Here is a 16,364-nt window from a genome sequence, read left to right as displayed (position 1 = left end):
CCCATGCCCTGTTTTTGCACCGTCCCGGCCGAGCATGTCCGCAATTATTATGACTGGGGAGTTACCCCGCTACTGCCGACACTGCCGCTGTCCCTCCGGCTGGCGGCCGCGCTCCCAGCGCTGGATCCTGCAAACCGGCTCGACATGCAAATTGCCGCCGGATTTGACCTGGCGCGCATGCCTCGGATCGACTTCGGCGGTGGCGCGGCCTTTCAACTGTCGGCCATGTTCAATCTCATGGTGGGGAATTTCAAACTCGACGACCTGCCGATGTTCGAAATGCAGATGCAGCAGGCCGCCGCCAGTATCGAGTCCAATGTCTGGCCGCGCCTGGGCTATCTCGCCAGCTTGAAAATCCAGCCATTGTTAAATTACGCCCTGGTTGCCCGGCTGGTGCTCGACCTCCAGGGATTCGGACTTGATCCCTTCGAAATGGCAAGCGAGCCGCCCGTCCCGTTTTCTCACAGCTACAGTTTTGCCCTCTCCCGCCCCCATTTTGAAATGGTCAAATTCATGGGGGGGCTCCCCGCTTTGGCAATGCTGAGTGAAACGCTCAATTTGCCGCCCCTGGGTAGCCCGGAGAGCTATTCCGGCTTGAGTAACTTCTTCGGGGCGATGGCGAATTTGCGCCCGCCGCACTTATCCATTCCGTTTCCTACCCTGACAAAGCTGGCCCTGGTGTTGGAATCCTTGGCGACTATCAACGAGGCCTTCGGTGATGCCGGCTTCGCCCCGGCGACCGTAAGGCGGGTGCGCCTGATGCTTCAGAATTGGTCGTTCTTCAATATCCCGATCCCATTGCCGGCACTCCGTTTGAACCAGATGCTACAAACATTGCCGCCGATGGAGGACATTAAACTGGGCGAGCGAATTGCCGGGTCGTCAAACTTCGCCGCACCGTCCTTTCATTTCAGCCCGCCGCGTCTGGCAATTTCACCGTTTCTGAATGTCATGCTGGCGCTTCAGGGTTCGCTGCAATTCGCAATCGACATGGAGCCTTTCGACATGTGCAGCATGTGTCCTTGCTCCTGAGGTCCCCGAAGCTCGCGCCTCGGGTCAGCGAAACCCGTTTCTCACGTGCACAACGGTAAGTCGCTGAGTCCGCGAGCAAGTTCTTAGATTTCACCGAGCCGGCGCCACTGCAGCAGTTTTTCCCGGCTGACCTCGAAATGCATGGAATCCTCACGACTGAAGCCCGCTCCCCAGATCCAGCCTTCCTTCTTGAAGAAATCGGCCAGAAGGATCAATCCAAGCTGTGTCTTGCCATCGGCCAAGTTGTCGAGCACGCCGTCAATGTTGATATCCACCGCCAAACCGTAGGCGTGAGAGGACGCCGAAGTTATGGACCCGCGGATACGGCGCACGCACAAGGAGCCGGCGCTTTTGATCCGGTCGTAAAGTTCCGGTTCAAAAACCTGAACATTGGCGAATACCTGGCGGATCGACACCAGTGCCGGTTCCAGCATGCGCGCCTTGATCGGCCCGACATCCTCGGTCTTCAAAAGACCTTTCAGTTTCGGATTGGTTGCCGATTGGCAATCGTCCGTAAGGCCTTCCCTAGGCAGTCCAATAAGGTCCCGCAGGAAGGACGGGGAGGCTACAGTGAGTCCTTTATTTACAGACCTTCGGTCGGCAATCAGAACCACCTGGGCAAAAGAATCTTTCAAGCTGTCCGAGGCAGCCGGGTTTTCTTTGGCCGCCTCCGGTTCTTCCGTTTGCCGGGAAAGACCCAATGACATCCGAATATCGAGCCCATCCACACGGCTTTGAAGTTGGGTCAACTCCCGCCGCAAGGTTTCCAATTCGGATTCCAGCTTGCTGGTATCAACCACCGCAACAGGTGGCGGAGCGAAATACCGGCTTGCCCAATGCCAGGCAAAAGGTGTCGAGGCAATTGAGAGCGCGAGAAGAATGCCGATAACATACCGCATTTGGTCAATCCGGAACCGAATGAAATTAACTTCGGTCCCAAAGCAGCCGAAGGGTTCAAAGGTATGTCCCAGCAAAAGGAAAAAAGGTTCAGAGTTTTGAAAAAAGAGGTCTTTTCGTGCTGTTCCGGTCAACGCAGAAGTTTGCTGAAATATTGGTAGTGTCGCATTTTTTTTCGAGGTCAGAGTGGCGGCTCTGTCTTGACACGTTTATCCTGCGAGTTCCATGAACTGGCGGTAAGCAGGGACACCCGGCTGGTTCAATAGTCCCTTTCGGATCATGTGCGCTGTTTCAATTCCGTCCAGCATCGCGCTTGCCGAATGGAACGCCTTGAAGCCTATCATCGGCCTGGTCAGTTTCGGGCAAACTTCCAAAACACACCAGTGTCGATGCGTTGGATTTAATAGGCTGCAAAGCCCGCGAACTTGTAATTTCCCGCCCAGTCCGTCAGCTGACGGTTAAGGCGGTCAATCATAGCGACGGTCCTGACATCATGGTTGCCGGATAAAGCTTTGACGAGTTTATGGGTGAACGCCTTAGCCTTTTCCTTGGGTATTGTGGTTGAGACACGCATGGTCCCCATCTATCCCGCTTACGAATGAGACCGTGTCCCAAAAAAACAAAGCCATGATTGACGTGGGTATTATGGGTTTTGCCCATATTCAGCGTCAGTTTGAGCTTGTCCTCCAGAAAAGCGCGAAGGGTGTGCACCTGCAGGACTTAGCCTTGTACCTAGACAACCGCCGCGAGATCGCATTGTCCGAGGCTCGCGCCTTTCGCACCAAATAATTCCTCGGCGTCGGCTTCGCGCTGGTTGCCCCCTGATCCCGGCATAACCACCAGGCTTGGTCACGCAATGGCTATTCGCCCGTCCTACCCCCAGTTCCATCGGAATCGGCGATACCAGCGCCAAGAAGTACAACGAGGGTACAACTTCGCTAATATCGGAACCTTTAGCGATTGATTTTGCGCCGTTTTTCGCGACGTCCATCCAATCCATCATGGGTGCAACCGAAAATCTCGCTATGGTTGCATATTTTTCTCTATTTTTTCAGCCACTTAAGTATCTTTGTCGCTAATGTCAGTCGGTCCAATCCAACTGAACTTTGAGGTTTTAGCAGTGAGTGCAACATTTGTTGTACTCATTCAAAGATGTTGTACTGACCTTTAAGCTATGGAGGACGCTACACCATAGGACTCGTTAAAATCTTCAAGGTTAAGTACAGCTCGTCTTACTGCGCGATAGTCATCTTCCGGAACAACAATTTCACCGGCGTCCGTCATACCAAGACCTTCAAAAAGAAATTCTGTAGGGTTCTTGGTAGTGTTGATGAGATCAACATAACATCCATAGTCCACCTTCCAAACTCGATACCTAGTACCTGGTTTGTCTTTCGCGGAATAGGAACGTTTCGCGATGTGCAGCATCCTCTCGTCGAAGAGAAACTCGATCGCTCCATCGCTTGCGTCAGTCTCAAGCATAAACGCTCTTGCTTTCTTTCCGTCAATAACAGTGTCCCTGATCCATTCTAAAAGTGCCTGAGCTCGTTGGTTGTTATCCAAATTTCGCTGCTTATCTCGCTCGAACCAGTCTTTTGCCGCCGCTCGAACTTCGTTCATTGACAGCTTAGTTTGGTCGGATCTCATCGCTGCGAGCTGTAGTATGTTTATGAAGTCTCTAGGAACGCCCTCTGAAGCCCTAACCAATTCAGCGAATACCCGTTCCTGCGAAAACACCGCATTAAGCATTTCTGTTTCGTTTTTCTCAAAAAGCCCATTATCTCCAGAAATCGCCTGAAGATGTCGAAAGAGTAATTTCTGAAAAAATTCTAGGGATGCCTCCGCGTTCACATCATAAACGAAGTAGTCATCTAAATTTATGTCTGCAGCGATATCCGACCCCACTTCAAATCCAATTCGAGAATCTTCGAAGTCGACCCGGAATTTAGAACGAAATTCAATTGCTGCAATTTGTACTGTAATATTTTGTACTGGCAAAATCGCTCTTCGAACAAAATCCGCGAGATATGGCTGCAAATTTTCTGGTAGAGAACTCCATTCGTCTAGCAATATCCAAATTCTGTTTTGAAAGCTCGCCGCGATATCATTTAACGCCTTCGACGCCTCACCTAGATTTATCGACAGCTTGGGAACACCCTTGGTGAGCGTCTCGATTTCACGCTCGTCTTTTTGTTCTAAGGCCGTCGCTACTTTAGCTCTTGCCCCCCCACCAATTGCTGAAATCTCGACACCAGTTTCACCGGTTAAAGCAGCTGAATCTGAGGTGGCGCCTTTGACACGAGTTTCAACAATATTCGTCGCCACAACGCTTTTGACGCAGTCCGCAAATTTTTCAATCGCCTTATCCAAACCGGAGCCACGAAAGGGCGACTTCGGATCGGTGTAAGTTTCGAGAAAGCTCTCGCTCAGCGCAGAAATAAGATCACGGATGAGGGTTGTGGCACGAACACTTGGATCGACACTCTGGTCAGAAAAAATCGAATTATTTGACCCGAGGGTACGCATGTCGAGCACAACAGCAATATCGCCAGAATCACGCGCAGTGCTTGCTACGAAAGACAGAATGTGTGTTTTTCCGGTCCCTCTTCGACCGAACAAGACTCGACTGTCGCGACTTTTTAATGCGCCTTCAATACGCCGGATAGCGACAAAACTCTTTGCTTGTTCTTCTCTCGTTAAGTGTTCCGCCCTCTTAGATATTTGCTGCAACAAATTTACTGAGTGTTCTGGTTCGCGTCCAAACATTCTCTGAATTACACCCTTCAGCAATTTTGCCTCCAACTACTCAATACCGCAATAGTTGCTCAGCTTGCAAAGTACGCCTTTTGAGAGTGAAGTGTCACTGAATTTTTGAACGGCCACTCGGGCCTACCAGCAGATATTTCTTCGACAAAAATGAAGCGGTCAATCTAGCACTGTTCTTGGTCGAGACTACTTCACAACAGATGGACAACAGATTTCTGGGTACAACATTTAGTTTGCAACTTGTTCAAGCTATTGATTTATAAAAATAACTTCACCTGTAAGATCCAATCCATCATGGGCGCGACGGCCAGACGGGGCTGGTGGGCGGTGTAAAGGCGGTGTTCGGCTGTCATGGCCGCCTAGATATCATCAGCAGCGCAAGCACGCAAAACAGGGGCCAGCCCTGTCTCTAAGTGAACAGGGCTGGCCCCTGCTTCCAATGCGCCGCCGAAATGGCGTGTTTTGGAAGCCCTCAATGTCTTCAGGGCCAGGTGCGCGTTGTCAGAGCCGCTGGGTAAAGGTGGCCGCCTTGACAAGCGCCGCATAGTCCTTGGCCAGATCCAGGAACGCATCATAGCTTTTCTGGACGTCCGCAAAGACCGGGTTGGCGGCCGCGTTTTCGGCCATCACCTCGGTGACCGCCTTGCGCAGCGCGGCAATCACATCGTCCGGGAATGGACCAAAGGTGATGCCGTCGGCGATCAGCTTCTGCATGGCGACCGCGTTGTAATAGTCGAATTGGGAAGTGGTTTCGACGGAGGCTGCCTCTGCCGCATTGGCGATGATGGCCTGAAGATGGGCGGGCAGACTGTCAAAGGCGTCCTTGTTGACGACAATCTCAAGGGAAGCGGATGGCTCGTGGAACGCTGGCACATAGCAGTATTTGGCGACTTTCTGCAGGCCGAAGGCCATATCTAGCATGGGACCAGCCCATTCGGCCGCATCAATCGCGCCGGACTGGAAGGCCGGGAAGATTTCCGGAGGCGGCAGCAGAACCGCATTGACACCGAGCTTGCGCATGGCCTCGCCACCAAGCCCGGCAATGCGCATATTGAGGCCCGCCAGATCCTCAAGGCTTTTCACCGGCGTCTTGAACCAGCCAGCGGCCTGAACCCCGGAACTGCCGCAGTAAAACGGCTTGAGGCCGCGCTCTTCATAGATGCTGTCCCACAGATCCTGCCCGCCGCCATAGCGCAGCCAGGCGGTCATTTCCAGCGCGGTCATGCCAAAGGGAACGGCGGAGAAGAAATGCAGGGCTGAGTTCTTGGACGCCGAATAATAGGGCGTTGAATGGCCGATTTCCGTAGTGCCCTGCTGAACCGCGTCTTCCACGCCGAAGGGAGGCACCAGCTCCCCGCTGGAGAAGATCTTGAAAGTCAGCTCCCCGCCGGACATGACCTCCACCCGCTTGGCGAAGGTGGTGACATTGGTGCCGACACCCGGGGCCTTGGCCGGAAACGAGGTCGGCAATTTCCACTCGATCTTGCCCTTGGCAACGGCCGGGGCCGCCAGCAGGCTGGCAGGGGCTGCAGCCGCCCCCGCTTTCAGGAAATCGCGTCTTTTCATGAAGTGTCTCCTTTTCAAGCAATAATAGAACACCAGGTCATCGGAACAGGATCTCCGGCAGCCAGGTCGCCAGCACCGGAAAGGCGGCAACAAGGCCAAGGGCCAGAAGCTGGATGACCACAAAGGGGATCACGGCCAGATAGATCTGACCGGTGCGGATGGAGGCCGGGGCCACGGAGCGGAAATAAAACAACGCAAATCCGAACGGCGGCGTCAAGAACGAGGTTTGCAGGTTGAGCGCGATCAGAACCGCGAACCAGACCGGGCTGATATCGCTCTGCAGAATGATCGGCCCGACAATCGGTACCACAATGAAGATGATCTCGACAAATTCCAGAATGAAGCCGAGCAGGAAGATCACCAGGAGGGTCAGGAACAGCATGCCATAGACCCCGCCGGGCAGCGCCTCCAGCAATTCGGCCACATGTCCGTCGCCGTCAAAGCCCCGGAACACCAGCGACAGGATGCTGGCGGCCATGACAATGCCGAAGATCATGCCGGTAATCGTGACCGTCTCCCGCAATGCCGCCGCCAGAACGCCGGAGCGCAGCAAGGGTGCCGACACCGCCAGCATCAAGGCAAGAACAGCAGCCGTGAGGACACTGGAGACGACCGATCCCGCCGTCCAGTTGATCTGGCCTTCATAAAAGCCAAGCCCGAGCAGGCCGGCCTGACGCAGTCCCAGAAGTAAAAGCGCCAGCATCGCGCAGCCAAGGGCCGCCCAGCTGACAGACCCGCCCTGCCCGGATGCGGCGATCAGCAAGGCCCCGGCAACACCGACACTGGCCGCTTCCGTTGGCGTTGCAATGCCGACCAGAATGCTGCCGAGGACTGCGACAATGAGACCGAGCGTTGGGGCAATGCTGCGGATCAGTTCACTAGCGCCCGGCCTTTCCACGGGCGCTGCCCTTTCCCCGGCAGCCGCCGCCCCCTTCCCGCGCAGCCGGATCAGCACATAGGCCGCATAAAGGGCCACCAGCAACAGACCGGGCAGCAAGGCGCCTGCAAACAGATCGCCCACTGTCACCGGATCGGGCGCAAAATTCCCGGCCTCCTGCTGGGCCTCGAAATAGGCGTTCGACACCTGATCCCCCAGAAGGATCAGCACGATGGACGGCGGAATGATCTGGCCGAGGGTGCCGCTGGCACAGATCAGGCCGCTGCTCATGCGTTTGTCGACCCCCGCCCCCAGCAGCGCAGGCAGCATGATCGTGCCAAGCATGACGATGGTTGCTCCGATAATGCCGGTGGAGGCAGCAATCAGCGCGCTGACCAGAACCACAGCGAGCGCCAGAGCCGACTGATTGCCGCCAAGGGCCGCCGACAGGCTCTTGAGCATGCGCTCGGCCTGATTGGATTTTTCCAGAAGCAGCCCCATGAAGACAAACAGCGGCACGGCCAAAAGAAGCGGATTGGACATAATGCCGAACAGACGCTGGGGCACCGCCTGAAAGAACACCAGATCAAAATCCCCAGCGGCCGCCGCCAGCAGCGCCACAAGTGTCGGCGCCCCGGCAATTGCCAGAAGCACCGGCACGCCGGACAGGATCGCGGCAAAGACGGCAAAGGCCATCAGCAAAAGCCAGACAATATCGATACTCATGAGGCCGGGCGCCTCACAAGGCCGGCCAGCCGGGTCAGGATCAGCAAAAGCACCAGAGCAGGCAGCACAAGCAGACAGGTCTTGACCACAAACAGACCCGGCAGCCCGCCGGTTTCAGGCGAGCCTTCCAGGATTTCCCAGGAACTGCGCACCAGGGGAAATCCGCTCCAGAGCATCAGGCCAAAGACAGGCAGGGCGAAGAGCAGATCTCCCGCTAGGTCAATACGCCGGTTGGTGCGGACGCTGAAGCGCTGGCGGAAGACATCGACCCGTACATGTTTATCGCCTTCAAAGGAGACGGCGACTGAAAAGGCCACCAACGCCGCAAAGGCGTAATTGACCGCATCTTGAAGTTCCAGAAGCCCGAACCCGAGCAGATAGCGCATCAGCACCATGGCCAGCTGCCCGAGAAAGACCACAATGGCCAATCCCATACACAGGCGCCGCACCGCCCCAAAGACTCGTCCTGTCAAATTCCCACTTCCCGCGCGCTTGGCGCCGTGTCCGCCTCGTATCGGCCAAGAGCAAGTCCCCTTGATCTGGCCTGAATCTGGGAAAAACACTATTGGGCAATCGCCGGTCTGTATAGCGGCTTTTGACACTTCTTTGGCGCAAGGCCTACTTTTTCGCCCCTGGCAGATCCAGACCATGCCCCTCGCGTCTTGGAAGGCCTTAACGTAAGGACCGCACCTGCTGCGACGCACCAAAGCGTCCCCTTTGGCAGGCCCCTCAAAGTCGAACCTCTTGGCAGCTCAGCAGCGGCAAACTCACTGGTTTTCCGCCAGTTCACAATAGCCAAACGAGCTGTGAATTGTCAGCTGAACTATGGGTCGGGTTTGAAGAGCGCCTTGTGGCAGCGCAGCATTTGCGCTACCGGAAGGGTCTGGACGTTTCTGCAGACGCCGTGACCGGACCTCGCCCTCCCATCGGCCGTTCCGGCTGTCTCTCCTCTCAGCGTCCATCAGATCTTGACACACCTGGAGTTCAATGATGCTCGGCAAAAAAGTTCCTTCCGTTACCTTCCGCACCCGTGTCCGCGACGAGAGCGTTGACGGCCCCAACCCGTTCCGCTGGGAAGACAAGACCAGCGACGACTATTTCAAGGGCAAGAAAGTTGTCCTGTTCTCCCTGCCAGGTGCCTTCACGCCGACCTGCTCCACCTTCCAGCTGCCGGATTTCGAGAAGCTCTACGAAGAGTTCAAGGCAGAGGGCGTTGACGAGATTTACTGCATCTCTGTCAATGACGCCTTCGTCATGAACGCCTGGGCCAAGGCGCAAGGCGTTGAAAATGTGAAGGTGATCCCGGACGGGTCCGGCGAATTCACCCGCAAGATGGGCATGCTGGTCGCCAAGGATAATCTTGGGTTTGGCATGCGCTCCTGGCGCTATGGCGCGGTTGTCACCGACGGCACAGTTGAACAGTGGTTCGAAGAAGAAGGCTTCTCCGACAACTGCGCAAGCGATCCTTACGGCGTGTCCTCGCCGCAGAACATTCTTGAAAAGCTGCGCGCTGCCAAGATCGAAGCCGCCTGAGGCCTGACGCATATCGCGTTTCATGAGCGCAGCACGCGATAAAACCCTGAAAGAAAAAAGGGCCCCGGATGCTGATCCGGGGCCTTTTTTGTCTTTTGACGCTTGATCGTACGAGCCCTTGTCCTTGCGGAGACAGGCCAGCCTGCCGGCCGGGCCTGATCGGATCGAGCCGGGCCGCGTTTGTTAACGGTCAGTCTGGGAGACTCTTGTGTTGAAATCCCTGATAGCAGACACAGAAAGGAACACCCGGTTGACCGCTCCCGTCACGAACGCCGCATGCTCTCTTCGCGCCGTTCGTCTTCCGCGCGCAGCTCCAGCCACATGGCGTTCAGGATCGCCAGGCAACAGGCCAGCGGCATTCCGAGCATCCAGGCAAAATACCACATCGTTCGTCTCTCCTCAGTAGGCCGTATGGCTGTCGCGTTCGATGCTTTCCGCATCGACCTTGCCCCACAGGACTTTGTAAACCCAAGCCGTGTAGGCCAACACAATCGGCAGGAAGATGATGGTAACCACCAGCATGTTGAAAAGGGTCGGATGACTTGAAGGCGCATCCCAGACCGTCAGACTCGCATCCGGCTGGATCGAGGACGGCAGGATGAAGGGGAACATGGAGATCCCCACTGTCGAGATAATCCCGACAATTGCCAGTTTCGAGAACAGGAAGATCAGGCCTTCCAGCCGGGTCTGCAGCAGGATCAGCGTTGCAAACAGCCCCAGAAACCCGAGCCCCGGAACGGCCCACAGCGCGGGATACGCTGCGTAATTGGCCATCCAGGCGCCACCTTCGACAATCGCCTGCTTGGCGAGCGGATTGGCCGGCATGTTCGGGTCAATCTCGGAGGTGATGCGGAAGCCTTCCACGAAACCGCTGGCAATCATATAGCCGCCAAGCGCAAACAGAACGATGCTTGCCAGCGCCGCGATGGTTCCGAACCGGCGGGCCCGTGCGGCCACCTCCCCCGTTGCCCGCATGACCAGCCAAACAGCGCCATGCGTGACCAGCATGCACACAGACAAAAGTCCGCAGACCAGCGAGAAGACCGAGAACAGACCGAAGAAGTTGCCTTCATAAGTCATGCGCAGTTCGTTATCGAGCGTGAACGGCACGCCAAGCAGGACGTTGCCGACCGCGACCCCGAAGACCAGCGCCGGAACAAAGGACCCGGTGAACAGCGCCCAGTCCCAGGCAGTGCGCCAGGACGGGTCGGGTTTCTTTGACCGGTACTTAAACGCGACCGGCCGCAGGATCAGGGCCGCCAGGACCACAAACATAGCCAGGTAGAAGCCGGAAAAGCTGATCGCATAAAGCGCTGGCCAGGCGGCGAAAATCGCGCCGCCGCCCAGAATGAACCAGACCTGATTGCCTTCCCAGGTCGGCCCGATCGTGTTGATTGCAACACGCCGCTCAATATCGGTCTCGGCGACGAAGGGCAGCAAGGCACCGACCCCCATATCAAAGCCGTCCATGACCGCAAACCCGATCAAGAGCACGCCAAGCAGCACCCACCAGATCACTTTCAGGATCGAGTAATCGATCAATTCATAGAGTATCATGACTGTTTACTCCGCTGGGACAGGTGTTGGACCCAAGTGGGGCTGGGCCGCAACAGGGGTATCAGGCTGGCCAAGGTCACCGTCTTCCGGGCCGATCTTGATGTATTTGATCATCAAGGAGACCTCGATCACCAGCAACGTGCTGTAGAGCGCGACAAAGCCGGCAAGGGTGAGCAGCACCTCGGTCACCGTCAGATTGGACACGCCCGCCGATGTCGGCAGCATGCTTTCGATGATCCAGGGCTGACGGCCATATTCGGCCACGAACCAGCCCATTTCGCAGGCAATCCACGGCAGCGGGATCGACCAGACCGCCACATGCAGCAGCCAGCGCCGGTTGTTCCGCAATTTCTCCAGCCGTCCCGCCGAGGAATAGAAGAACAGAACCCCGGTGAACAAGATGAAGAAGAAGCCGCAGGCAACCATGATGCGGAAGGAATAGAACATCGGCCAGACATTCGGCACGGTGGACCACGCTGCTGCATCCACCTGCTCATCCGTCGCTGTCAACGGATTGTCTGTATAGGGCAGCAGCAGATAGGCATAGCCGAGCGAATGGGCATTCTCGGAGAAGGCCTTACGGACCTCATCGGAAACGGCGTCCGGGTTGGCCCTGACCTTCTGCAACGCATCCCAGGCAAGCACGCCCTCACGGATACGTTCCTTGGAAGCATCCACAAGCTCGTTGATGCCGGGTATGACCTTATCGAGAGACCGTGTTGCAATCAGGCCCATGACATAGGGGACCTCGATGGCAAAGATGTTTTCCCGCTTTTCCATATCCGGCAGGGCAATCACATTGAACGCGGCCGGAGCCGGTTCGGTGTGCCACATGGCCTCGATGGTGGCGAGCTTCATCTTCTGGTTCAGGTTGGCTTCATAGCCGCTCTCGTCGCCAAGCACGACCACCGACAGGGCTGCGGCAAAACCGAAGGCCGAGGCGATGGTAATGGAGCGTTTGGCGATTTCGATATGCCGCCCTTTCAGCATGTACCAGGCGGAAATACCGATCATGAACATGGCAGCCGTGACATACCCGGCCGAAACCGTATGCACGAACTTGGCCTGCGCGACCGGATTGAACAACACATCGAAGAAGCTGGACACTTCCATGCGCATGGTATCGACATTGAACGCCGCACCAACGGGATGCTGCATCCAGCCATTGGCGATCAAAATCCAGAGCGCTGAGAGGTTCGTGCCAATGGCCACCGCCCAGGTTGCGGCCAGATGCTGCCGTTTCGACAACTTGTCCCAGCCGAAGAAGAACAGCCCGACAAAGGTTGCCTCCAGGAAGAAGGCCATCAGACCCTCGATCGCCAGCGGCGCACCGAAGACATCGCCCACATATTGGCTGAAATAGGCCCAGTTCATGCCGAACTGGAATTCCATAGTGAGTCCTGTTGCGACGCCGAGAACAAAATTGATCCCGAACAAGGTGCCCCAGAATTTGACCATCCGTTTCCAGATTTCGCGGCCGGTCATCACATAAACCGTTTCCATGGTCGCGAGCAAAATGGACAGACCGAGGGTCAAGGGCACAAACAGGAAGTGATAGAGCGCTGTCATAGCAAACTGCAGCCGTGACAGGTCAACGACGTTGAGTTCCATCGTGTTTCCCCTTTAAAGCCGGTAGTGGCTTGAGCGTTTAATAAAACCGGGCTACGACCAAATTCCTTGAGCCAAATCAATTGCTTCCAATAGAAATGGCAGTTTTTGTGAATTCAGGCCTGACTGGTCGAAGCGAGACGTGAGAACAGGATCACCGATCCCTGTTTTCGCGGCTCGGGTCAATGCGACACATCGTACGCCCGCACCAAACCCGTCGCATCCCGTACCAGAAACACTAAGACAAACGCGGCGACCTGACTGCAGAGCCCTGCGCCTCCAAGGCAATAACGCGGTCCGCGATTTCCAGCTCACGCGCCTTGTGTGCGATCAGGAGCACGGCCGCCCCGTTTCTGTGTGCAAGAAAACAGGCTAGCACGTCCTGTGCAGTGTCCTCGTCCAGACCTTCGGTCATCTCGTCCAGTATGAAGAGGTCCGGATAGGTGAGAAACGCGCGGGCGAGCGCAAGTCTGCGCTGTTCACCGCCGGAAAACCCCAACCCGCCTTCACCCAGAACCGTGGCCAGACCAAGCGGACTTCCGGCGACACGCGCCGCAAGGGCGGCCTTTTCAAGCGCTTGCCACAAGTCGGTATCCGAAGCATTGGGGGCTGCAATCTTGAGATTCGCAGCGATCGTCTCGTTGAAAAGATATGCCCGCTGGCTCACGACCGTGACCTTTTCCCGCAGCAGCGCTTCCTCCAGATGTGCCACATCCTGCCCCATCAGGCGGATGGAGCCCTGGTCCGGCCGGCGCATCCGCGCCGCCAGTGCTGCGACCGTGCTTTTGCCACAGCCGCTGCGCCCGGACAGGGCCACGAGCTCTCCGGGCCGGATCTGAAACGACAGATCGTCCAGAACAGGCCGACCCGCGCCCGGATAGGCAAAGGACACATGATCGAACGTCAGGGCGTCAGTGGCGGCTGCGGCCGTTTGGGATCGCGCGGAGGCGTCAAGCTGGAGCGCCTGCCCGGAGGCGGTTCGCGGCGCAAGAGCCGGCCGGTCCGCAAGCGCTCCACCGGCATAAGCCCTCTGGGCCGCCAGCACCGTACGCGGCAGATTCGCCAGCCCCGGCAAGGTCATGGAAATCAGTTCCGGCAAAGCAATGACAACCAGCACCAGCCCCACCGCCTGGGGCAAGCCGAGTGTCCCGCTGGCTGCGCCATAGGCACACACGCACAGCATCAAGGCCAGAAAGAGCTGCCCAATCAGATTTGACACCCCGGTGAGCCGGGTAACCCGCAGCTCCAGACGGTCTTGCGCGTCCCGCAGACGGTTGCCCGCTGCCAGGACCCGCTCGCCTTCCGCGTCCAGCCCGCCGTAGATCGCCAGATCCATGCGCGCGCTGGCAAGGTCGGCGGCGCGCAGGCGCATGGCATCGGACGCGGCTTCGGCCCGTCTTGCGCTGTTGCGGTCTGCGGCCGTAACCGACCGCGCTGCCAGAAGCGCCCAGGCGCTCAGGCAGACACAGCCGATGCCAAGTACCACAAGCGAGACCGTTGACCAGATCAGCAGCAGACCGCAGGCCACAACGGCGCACAGGCACAGGGGCACGACGAGACGCAAATAGACCGTGTCCAGAGCCGCAATGTCTGCGGTCAGCCGGTTGAGCGCCAGAGCAGAGCGCTGGCCGTGGCGCAGTTTCGCAGCCTGTCTGGCAAAGAGCCTGTTTCTGAGATCCCCCAGAAAGCGGAAAGTGGCGTCATGGGTCAGCATCCGCTCGCCGTAGCGCCCGGCAGTGCGGAAAATGGCCAAGGCCCGGATGACCGCACTCGGCGCAAAAATATTCAAAAAGGTTCCGGTCAGACCGGCTATGGCCGCAGCAGTGATGAACCAGCCGGAAACGCCCAGAAGCAGCAGCCCGGCTGCTGCAGGCACCAGCGCCACCAGAAGGCCGATCCAGAAATAAAACCGGTCGAACCGCTGCTGGCTTCGGATCAAATACCAGATCGCTTTCATGACGCGGCCTCCCGGGCGGCGGTCCCGTCCAGACTGTCCAGATCCAGCACCCGTCCGGGCAGATCCAGAACAGCCGGATTGTGGGTTGCAATCAGTGCTGTGCGGCCCTTGGCCAGGATCTTCAGCCCGGCAATCACATCTGCCGCCGTCTGCGCATCAAGACCTGCGGTCGGTTCATCGGCCAGAAGGATCAGAGCGTCCTGGCGCAACGCCGCACGGGCAAGAGCGATCCGTCGGATTTCGCCGACCGACAGGCCAAACCCGTTCTCCCCGAGCCGGGTCGCCAGACCGTTCGGCAGGCCTTCCACCAGGGACTGCGCCCCGGCAAGGTGCAAGGCCTGCCAGAGGTCCGCCTCGGAGACTGTTTCCGGATCGACGGCGGCTTTGAGAAGATTGGCCTTCAAACTGCCATGGAAGAGCTGCGGGGCCTGCCCAAGCCACATCACCTTTTGCCGCAGCCCCTTTGAGAGCGCGCCTGCGTCCATGCCCTCAACCAGCACTCTGCCCTGTTGCGGCTTGCGGAAGCCAAGCACACAGTCAATCAGAGTGGTCTTGCCGCTGCCGCTTCTGCCGGTCAAAAACACGGTTTCGCCGGATGCGATCTGAAGGTGAAAATTGCGGAACACCGTTTGATCGCCATGGGCCAAGGACATGTTTTCAAAGGCCAGACGCGGCGCCCGGCCGGACCTGAAGACCTGTAGCGGCTGCCCGGAAGAAACGGGGGCTGCGGTAGCGTCTCCGGCAACGGTCTGGATGCCGCCAAGCTCAACCGCCAGTTCTGACAGTTTCTGGCAGGCGGCCAGGCCCGCTGCCCGATCGTGATAGGCGGCGGAAAAAGCCCGCAAGGGCGCAAAAAACTCCGGCGCCAGTAAAAGCATGAAAAGACCTGCTGAATATCCAAGAGGCCCGCCCCAGGTGCCGGTCCTGATGTCGCCCAAGAGCGAAAAGCCGATATAGACGGCCGCAAAGGCAATGCCGAGCGCGGAAAACAGTTCCAGAACGGTCGAGGACAGAAACGCCACCTTCAGCACCCGCATGGTGCCAAGGCGGAACCGCTCTCCTGCACTTGCGATCTCTGATCTGGTGAAGTCCACGGCTCCGAACAGGGTCAGGGTCTCAAGACCCTTGATCCGGTCCAGAAGCACGCCGCTCAACCGGGTCAGTTCCTCTTGCTGGCCTTCGCTTGCCGCTTTCGCCCGGCTGCCGATCAGCGCCATGAACACGGGAATGACGGGTCCGGTCACAAGCAGGATCAGGGCCGCCAGCCAGCTGAAGCAGGCCGTCACCAGCACAATTGCGAGTGGCACGGTCTTGAGGCGCGTCAGTTGCGGAATATAAGTTCGGTAATAAGGACCCAAAAGATCGATCTGATCCGTCACATGGGCGGAGAACGCACCGGACGACGGGAACGAATCGGCGGGAGAGCGGGCAACCGCCGCCGTCAAAAGCGCCTGACGGGTCCGGGTCTGGATATCCCCTGCCACTTTGCGGGCCTGCGCCAGCCCGCGCATCTGCAGGGCGACCCGCAAAAGGGCGGTCAGCACGATACCGGCGGTGCATGCCAGCAACGGCATCAAGACCGCCTGAGGGCCGCCGCCGTCAGAGGGCCCGGCAAGGCCGGACAAGACATGCCCAAGCGCCCAGGCAATCAAACCGGCCTGCACAATCCAGATAAGGTCAGCCAGGGCCAGCAAACGCCCGGCCCGGCCGAGCGCCCACGCCTCAGCCCTGTCCGGCGTCCCGATGAAGCCTTCTGTCTGCGTGTCAGTGTTCAAGCCTTCCCCACCATGCTTGAAGAGGGATACGGTTGTCCCGCATCTTCCGTCCATTTATTTTGCAAGATCC

Annotated in this window: 13 protein-coding genes; 3 read left to right on the top strand and 10 right to left on the bottom strand. The window is 57.7% G+C overall.

The features are described from left to right. Window positions 1-3 precede the first annotated feature (3 nt). Window positions 4-1,032 carry a hypothetical protein gene (locus ACXAH0_RS13125; protein ID WP_475175049.1) on the top strand — a complete coding sequence of 343 codons (1,029 nt, stop codon included), beginning with the start codon at window positions 4-6 and terminating at the stop codon, window positions 1,030-1,032. 83 nt (window positions 1,033-1,115) lie between these two features. Here ACXAH0_RS13125 and ACXAH0_RS13120 read toward each other — a convergent pair whose 3' ends face one another. Continuing rightward, complete coding sequence (locus ACXAH0_RS13120) at window positions 1,116-1,931, bottom strand: M15 family metallopeptidase (RefSeq protein ID WP_475175050.1); 816 nt, start codon at window positions 1,929-1,931, stop codon at window positions 1,116-1,118. 625 nt (window positions 1,932-2,556) lie between these two features. Between ACXAH0_RS13120 and ACXAH0_RS13115 the strand changes: the two genes are divergently transcribed. After that, complete coding sequence (locus tag ACXAH0_RS13115) at window positions 2,557-2,718, top strand: hypothetical protein (RefSeq protein ID WP_475191840.1); 162 nt, start codon at window positions 2,557-2,559, stop codon at window positions 2,716-2,718. Between the two features lie 378 nt (window positions 2,719-3,096). Here the strand turns inward: ACXAH0_RS13115 and ACXAH0_RS13110 are convergent, their stop codons facing one another. From ACXAH0_RS13110 to ACXAH0_RS13095, 4 genes are all read right to left on the bottom strand, one after another. After that, window positions 3,097-4,719, bottom strand: a complete 1,623-nt coding sequence (locus ACXAH0_RS13110; RefSeq protein ID WP_475191838.1) for a hypothetical protein — start codon at window positions 4,717-4,719, stop codon at window positions 3,097-3,099. A gap of 477 nt (window positions 4,720-5,196) precedes the next feature. Then, on the bottom strand, window positions 5,197-6,261 hold the full coding sequence (locus ACXAH0_RS13105) for a TRAP transporter substrate-binding protein (protein ID WP_475175051.1): 1,065 nt from the start codon (window positions 6,259-6,261) through the stop codon (window positions 5,197-5,199). A 37-nt stretch (window positions 6,262-6,298) separates the two neighbouring features. Beyond that, entirely contained in the window at window positions 6,299-7,864 is a 1,566-nt protein-coding gene (locus ACXAH0_RS13100; protein WP_475175053.1) for a TRAP transporter large permease, read from the bottom strand. After that, complete coding sequence (locus ACXAH0_RS13095; protein WP_475191834.1) at window positions 7,861-8,298, bottom strand: TRAP transporter small permease subunit; 438 nt, start codon at window positions 8,296-8,298, stop codon at window positions 7,861-7,863. The genes ACXAH0_RS13100 and ACXAH0_RS13095 overlap by 4 nt, the downstream gene beginning before the upstream one ends. 556 nt (window positions 8,299-8,854) lie before the next feature. Here ACXAH0_RS13095 and ACXAH0_RS13090 point away from each other — a divergent pair. Beyond that, window positions 8,855-9,397: a redoxin family protein gene (locus tag ACXAH0_RS13090; RefSeq protein ID WP_475191832.1), complete on the top strand. Its 543-nt coding sequence runs from the start codon at window positions 8,855-8,857 to the stop codon at window positions 9,395-9,397. A 263-nt stretch (window positions 9,398-9,660) separates the two neighbouring features. On the opposite strand, the gene cydX is transcribed toward ACXAH0_RS13090, so the two are convergent. The 5 genes from cydX to cydD all read right to left on the bottom strand — a co-directional run bounded on the left by cydX (window position 9,661) and on the right by cydD (window position 16,294). After that, on the bottom strand, window positions 9,661-9,783 hold the full coding sequence (cydX, locus tag ACXAH0_RS13085; protein ID WP_475175056.1) for a cytochrome bd-I oxidase subunit CydX: 123 nt from the start codon (window positions 9,781-9,783) through the stop codon (window positions 9,661-9,663). A gap of 13 nt (window positions 9,784-9,796) precedes the next feature. Then, window positions 9,797-10,954: a cytochrome d ubiquinol oxidase subunit II gene (cydB, locus tag ACXAH0_RS13080; RefSeq protein WP_475175058.1), complete on the bottom strand. Its 1,158-nt coding sequence runs from the start codon at window positions 10,952-10,954 to the stop codon at window positions 9,797-9,799. 6 nt (window positions 10,955-10,960) lie between these two features. Beyond that, the gene (locus ACXAH0_RS13075) at window positions 10,961-12,565 is read right to left on the bottom strand and encodes a cytochrome ubiquinol oxidase subunit I (RefSeq protein WP_475191830.1); all 1,605 of its coding nucleotides are present in this window, start codon (window positions 12,563-12,565) and stop codon (window positions 10,961-10,963) included. Between the two features lie 235 nt (window positions 12,566-12,800). Beyond that, the gene (locus tag ACXAH0_RS13070; RefSeq protein ID WP_475191827.1) at window positions 12,801-14,519 is read right to left on the bottom strand and encodes an amino acid ABC transporter ATP-binding/permease protein; all 1,719 of its coding nucleotides are present in this window, start codon (window positions 14,517-14,519) and stop codon (window positions 12,801-12,803) included. Further along, window positions 14,516-16,294, bottom strand: a complete 1,779-nt coding sequence (cydD, locus tag ACXAH0_RS13065; RefSeq protein WP_475175062.1) for a thiol reductant ABC exporter subunit CydD — start codon at window positions 16,292-16,294, stop codon at window positions 14,516-14,518. The genes ACXAH0_RS13070 and cydD overlap by 4 nt, the downstream gene beginning before the upstream one ends. Between the last annotated feature and the right edge of the window lie 70 nt (window positions 16,295-16,364).

This window comes from Roseibium sp. AWQ4_290 (assembly GCF_056160985.1).
The sequence above is the reverse complement of the archived record's forward strand: the minus strand, read 5'-3'. Positions and strand labels throughout refer to the sequence as shown.

Excerpts from the sequence above, each read along its gene's own strand:
- ACXAH0_RS13125 (WP_475175049.1), top strand. The coding sequence starts at position 4 with ATGCCCTGTTTTTGCACCGTCCCGGCCGAGCATGTCCGCAATTATTAT.
- ACXAH0_RS13105 (WP_475175051.1), bottom strand. The coding sequence starts at position 6,261 with ATGAAAAGACGCGATTTCCTGAAAGCGGGGGCGGCTGCAGCCCCTGCC.
- ACXAH0_RS13100 (WP_475175053.1), bottom strand. The coding sequence starts at position 7,864 with ATGAGTATCGATATTGTCTGGCTTTTGCTGATGGCCTTTGCCGTCTTT.
- cydX (WP_475175056.1), bottom strand. The coding sequence starts at position 9,783 with ATGTGGTATTTTGCCTGGATGCTCGGAATGCCGCTGGCCTGTTGCCTG.
- ACXAH0_RS13095 (WP_475191834.1), bottom strand. The coding sequence starts at position 8,298 with ATGGGATTGGCCATTGTGGTCTTTCTCGGGCAGCTGGCCATGGTGCTG.
- cydB (WP_475175058.1), bottom strand. The coding sequence starts at position 10,954 with ATGATACTCTATGAATTGATCGATTACTCGATCCTGAAAGTGATCTGG.
- ACXAH0_RS13120 (WP_475175050.1), bottom strand. The coding sequence starts at position 1,931 with ATGCGGTATGTTATCGGCATTCTTCTCGCGCTCTCAATTGCCTCGACA.
- ACXAH0_RS13090 (WP_475191832.1), top strand. The coding sequence starts at position 8,855 with ATGCTCGGCAAAAAAGTTCCTTCCGTTACCTTCCGCACCCGTGTCCGC.
- ACXAH0_RS13075 (WP_475191830.1), bottom strand. The coding sequence starts at position 12,565 with ATGGAACTCAACGTCGTTGACCTGTCACGGCTGCAGTTTGCTATGACA.
- ACXAH0_RS13115 (WP_475191840.1), top strand. The coding sequence starts at position 2,557 with ATGATTGACGTGGGTATTATGGGTTTTGCCCATATTCAGCGTCAGTTT.
- ACXAH0_RS13070 (WP_475191827.1), bottom strand. The coding sequence starts at position 14,519 with ATGAAAGCGATCTGGTATTTGATCCGAAGCCAGCAGCGGTTCGACCGG.